Source organism: Salinarimonas soli, from assembly GCF_008386575.1.
Taxonomy (GTDB): domain Bacteria; phylum Pseudomonadota; class Alphaproteobacteria; order Rhizobiales; family Beijerinckiaceae; genus Salinarimonas_A; species Salinarimonas_A soli.
In genome coordinates this window covers 1-215 of the sequence record NZ_VUOA01000239.1, presented here as the reverse complement: position 1 = coordinate 215, position 215 = coordinate 1, and the positions used below count along the sequence as shown (strand labels likewise).

At 61.4% G+C, this 215-nt stretch carries 1 protein-coding gene; it reads left to right on the top strand.

Features of this window, described 5'->3' with window-relative positions; genetic code table 11:
* Positions 1 to 215: FAD-dependent oxidoreductase (locus F0L46_RS25785; RefSeq protein ID WP_149822436.1), on the top strand; the 215-nt coding region annotated here is incomplete at both ends.

Sequence of the window (215 nt, the reverse complement as noted above, 5' to 3'; positions counted from 1 at the left end):
AACATTATGACGTTGTAGTTCTCGGCGCGGGCCCCGGTGGCTACGTTGCCGCCGTCCGCGCAGCCCAGCTCGGCAAGAAGGTCGCGGTCATCGAGAAGCAGTACTGGGGCGGCGTGTGCCTCAATGTCGGCTGCATCCCCTCGAAGTCCCTGATCAAGAACGCCGAGGTCGCCCATATCTTCAACCACGAGAAGAAGACGTTCGGCATCAACGGC